The following is a 3,262-nucleotide window of genomic DNA, read 5'->3' as shown; positions in this document are numbered from 1 at the left end:
ATGAAAATAGCTTTATTCCAGCTAAGAACTCAAAACATCACAGATTGACGGAAGAGGAAAAGCAACTAAATCGTGAGATGGCAGCGATTCGTATCCAAATTGAGCATTTCAATGCGAAGTTTAAGACGTTTCAAATCATGAAACAAGACTATCGTGGTCGGAGAAAACGTTTTGAAATACGTGCTGAGTTAATTTGTAGGATTATTAATTTTGAAACCAAGTAGTTACCGAACAAGTCTATTATACCTCTTATTCTCATGACATTTTTAACTCACTTTCTCCAAGCCTCCGTCTTGTCCGTCCTTGGTCAAGCCTGTCACAGAGCCAGACTGGTTGGTCAGATAGTTGTAATGGTCGCCTGTTTCATGGTTGCGATAAGATGTTCTACCCTGACCATAGGTGTAGTTTAGCTCACGGTCATAGGTCTGGAGAACCTCGGTATGCTGACGATTGATGTCGTTAACGTAGTTACGTTCTTCGTAGTAATTGAAGCTATCTTCTCTTGTGGTATAAGGAATCAGAACATCCTTGACTTGGCTGGCGTAAGTTACTTCACCCTCATCCGGAAGATCCCCGATACTTGGTGGGTTGACCACCAATCCCTCTTCATTGGCTCGATCTTTCTCCACTTTCTTATGGTAAGCAATAGACACGTCGTCAAAGATCTCGTGCCAAATAGTACCTACTGTTTGTGGGAGGCTGGAAAGGGCTTGTAACACATTCTGACTAAAGCCATACCAGAAGAGACTGTGTTCTTCACCAGCTGGTGCGGTATAAGGAGACTTCTTCTTCTCCTCGCGCTTAAAGAGTTGATAGGTATGCTTGCCCTCCTTACGGCTGGCGGTAAATACTCGGTTATCATCCCTGGCATAGAGGGCAGCCATGAGAAGACCTTATTTTCTAGCTAGGTCGGGAGATTACTACTATAAACCACCTGCTCTATGATACATTTTTTTATAAAAATTTATTTACAGCGTATTTTTTAGATTTCTTTACGAATAAATAAGTAAGAGAACCTTATCCCCTCAGCATAATTAACTATGACACACCAAATAGCTCTAGTGGTGATGTGACAAAACACCTATGGAGTATAACCTCCATAGGTGGGCGGGGAGCTAGGCGAGAGAGGACGGAAAACGGTACGTTTTCAAAGTCCTCACTAACTAGCTCAAACGCCAACAGCACCACTAAACATCTGTTTCTATTCTAATAATAATATTAAGCGGTTTTGTAATTTCTACAACTTGTTTCAGAAATTTCCTACAATTTTCTGACCACCCAAATTGAAAATGAATATCAATTATAAATTGTGAAAACTCACCCTCAAAGTACTCTTTATACTCTTCATCTTGAATAAAATCCAAATACCTGTTAATCTTCGTTTGTAGTATTAATAAGTGCTTTTTTTCATCACGCCAATCCAAATGATCAGCAATTAATAAAGTCAAATCTCCTTCTTGATTTGTACCAATTGCATCAATAGTATTAAAATCGTTAACTGCCATATATTTTCTCCTAATCTGGTCTAATAATTTCTACTCTTGTCCCAGGTTCAATTACTGTCCCACCAACAAATGGTTCTTTCCCGCTTCCTACTACAGTGCCACCATAGTCTTGTAGCTCAGGAAATCCTTTTTTCTGGTTTTTCGTTAAGGGGGCGGTAGGAGAAGATTTATAGTCAACAATTTTGATACTATCATCAGTATGCCCGTCCATTGTTCTCCTGTCTCAGAAATCAATTGTTTTTTTATTGGGCTTTTTAAACCCTTCTATGGACTGTAAGTAGACACTATCAGCTATTATAGAAATATTGGTACTAAAGTTACTCCCATTAAAATAGATATACTTATCTTCTTTTATATCTGCGTCTACTTTTAGATTATCACCAGTTATTACAATATTTGACTCCCGGACATTGAAAAAGGTCATACGTAAACGTGCATGAGTATATCCCTGTAATTTCCACTTAGGTGGAACAATGTCCACAGCACTTGCTATATCAAAAATTAAGTCTATTCTTTGACCACGACTCCAAGTTTTAATCTCAATTATTTCTATATTTTCAAGCTTAGGAATATCATTATAAAGTGTCAATAAAAATTGAGTATTTTCTATATTATCATACCACATCTTAATTAGTCCTTCTTTTTTTATGGCTGAAATGGATAATGTGACCTTGTACCATCGATTTTCCCATTTCTTAAATCATCAATAGGTCTGATATTGAAATGCGCTCCTTGATTACCTACGGTTCCCTCTGGACCGTAAGTATGTCCTGCACTATGTTCCTGAATAACAATTATCTTCCCATCTTTATTTTCATAATGATATTCTCGCGTATTTATAGGTCTAAATTCTGAATCTAACTGCTGTTTTCCATTCATATCTGTCATAGGTGCTCTATCAACTTTTTTAGGGTGTTGACTATTTGGAATTCCTGCATCTCTTTTTGCACTCCGGAATGCTTCTGATCTACTTGGTTTATTCGCTTTTCTACTGCCTTTCCCAGTCCCTTGTGCAACCTCATCTCCATTCTTCGCAAAAGCTTGAACGAAGTTGTCAAAGCCTTTCTTGACATTCTGTCCAGCTTCTCGAAGAGTAGTCCCTCCCATATTCATGGCAGAACCACCTGCTGTTGCCAGTCGTGGAGAAAGGGAAAGAGGAGTGTCAAGTAGTTTATTAGCTCCAGATTTCAGATAGGCTTTACCAGAATCAATCACTTTATTCGCTTTAGATACTGCTTTAGAGCTCTTGACAACATCTACTGTTTTATTAACTCGTGATACAACCTTACTTCCTTTAACGACATCAACTAGCTTATTCGCCTTGGTTGCGATTTTGGCAACCTTACCTGCCTTGCTACCACCTAGGGTTAGAACGTCTAATGTCAACCAAGCGGCAGCCTCTAAACGACTAGCCTTTTCACCCGTCAGAGGATCTTTACCAGTAACCAACCGATAAACATCATTAACAGATAAGAACTCTCCAGCAATGTATGCCGATACGCTTACAACCTTTTTCCAATCAATTGTCTTGGAGAAGTTCACTGCCTGCTTCCCAACACGCTGGGCTGTTTTACAAACATGCGTATAGGTCTCTTTTAGAGCCTTACCCCAATTTCGTAAAAGGTTCTTCGCTTCACGGGTTCTAGGGGTGCCATAGTATCCTGTTGCTTGCGCATACTCACTGCGGATCTGTTGCTGACGATACCGGACCGCCTGTGCATGGGCTTGAGCTCTGACTTGTGATTCCTGTTGCTGAA

6 protein-coding genes are annotated in these 3,262 nt (G+C 39.5%); 1 reads left to right on the top strand and 5 read right to left on the bottom strand.

Annotated elements, in window-relative coordinates; all coding sequences use genetic code 11:
• Positions 1 to 224, top strand: a 224-nt coding sequence (locus BU200_RS10255) for a transposase family protein (RefSeq protein WP_142237035.1), incomplete at its 5' end; no start/stop codon positions are given.
• Between the two features lie 42 nt (positions 225 to 266).
• Here the strand turns inward: BU200_RS10255 and BU200_RS10250 are convergent.
• The 5 genes from BU200_RS10250 to BU200_RS10230 form a co-directional block, all read right to left on the bottom strand.
• Complete coding sequence (locus BU200_RS10250) at positions 267 to 884, bottom strand: hypothetical protein (protein ID WP_115265051.1); 618 nt, start codon at positions 882 to 884, stop codon at positions 267 to 269.
• A gap of 303 nt (positions 885 to 1,187) precedes the next feature.
• Entirely contained in the window at positions 1,188 to 1,505 is a 318-nt protein-coding gene (locus tag BU200_RS10245; protein WP_075100029.1) for a DUF6572 domain-containing protein, read from the bottom strand.
• Positions 1,506 to 1,515: 10 nt separating this feature from the next.
• The gene (locus tag BU200_RS10240; RefSeq protein ID WP_075100028.1) at positions 1,516 to 1,716 is read right to left on the bottom strand and encodes a hypothetical protein; all 201 of its coding nucleotides are present in this window, start codon (positions 1,714 to 1,716) and stop codon (positions 1,516 to 1,518) included.
• Between the two features lie 12 nt (positions 1,717 to 1,728).
• Positions 1,729 to 2,130, bottom strand: a complete 402-nt coding sequence (locus tag BU200_RS10235; RefSeq protein ID WP_075100027.1) for an Imm50 family immunity protein — start codon at positions 2,128 to 2,130, stop codon at positions 1,729 to 1,731.
• A gap of 20 nt (positions 2,131 to 2,150) precedes the next feature.
• Positions 2,151 to 3,262: HNH/endonuclease VII fold putative polymorphic toxin (locus BU200_RS10230; protein WP_075100026.1), on the bottom strand; the 1,112-nt coding region annotated here is incomplete at its 5' end.

The organism is Streptococcus acidominimus, from assembly GCF_001921825.1.
Taxonomy (GTDB): domain Bacteria; phylum Bacillota; class Bacilli; order Lactobacillales; family Streptococcaceae; genus Streptococcus; species Streptococcus acidominimus.
This window is presented reverse-complemented; position numbering and strand designations above follow the sequence as displayed.

What these genes read in the sequence shown, in the direction of transcription:
- BU200_RS10245 (WP_075100029.1), bottom strand. Translation starts at nt 1,505, where the DNA reads ATGGCAGTTAACGATTTTAATACTATTGATGCAATTGGTACAAATCAA.
- BU200_RS10250 (WP_115265051.1), bottom strand. Translation starts at nt 884, where the DNA reads ATGGCTGCCCTCTATGCCAGGGATGATAACCGAGTATTTACCGCCAGC.
- BU200_RS10240 (WP_075100028.1), bottom strand. Translation starts at nt 1,716, where the DNA reads ATGGACGGGCATACTGATGATAGTATCAAAATTGTTGACTATAAATCT.
- BU200_RS10235 (WP_075100027.1), bottom strand. Translation starts at nt 2,130, where the DNA reads ATGTGGTATGATAATATAGAAAATACTCAATTTTTATTGACACTTTAT.